Annotated in this window: 2 tRNA genes; both read right to left on the bottom strand. The window is 42.4% G+C overall.

Going from position 1 to position 368, the window contains the following annotated elements:
* Nucleotides 1–153: 153 nt before the first annotated feature.
* Nucleotides 154–229 (bottom strand) — tRNA-Ala (locus QQ041_RS22260).
* A gap of 14 nt (nt 230–243) precedes the next feature.
* Nucleotides 244–320, bottom strand: a tRNA-Ile gene (locus QQ041_RS22255).
* Nucleotides 321–368 lie beyond the last annotated feature (48 nt).

Below are 368 nucleotides of genomic sequence, written 5' to 3'. Positions count from 1 at the left end.
TGTGTTTATCTAATGAAAGATAAACATTGAGAACTTTTAAATTTGATTGAATTACTCGTAAGTAATCAATCAGTCAGCTTTCCAAATTGTTAAAGAGCTTGATTCAATAAATTGAACCATTTTTAAAGACTCTCTTAAGAGAATACTTAAAGATGGTGGAGCTATGCGGGATCGAACCGCAGACCTCCTGCGTGCAAGGCAGGCGCTCTCCCAGCTGAGCTATAGCCCCATCTAGGTCGATATTGGTGGGTCTGAGTGGACTTGAACCACCGACCTCCCGCTTATCAGGCGAGCGCTCTAACCAGCTGAGCTACAGACCCAATATCGTCTCTTAACTTTTCTAAACCTAATCAATCTGTGTGGACACT

Source organism: Vibrio sp. TMPB1044 (assembly GCF_030442075.1).
Lineage (GTDB): Bacteria > Pseudomonadota > Gammaproteobacteria > Enterobacterales > Vibrionaceae > Vibrio > Vibrio satsumensis.
The sequence above is the reverse complement of the archived record's forward strand: the minus strand, read 5'-3'. Positions and strand labels throughout refer to the sequence as shown.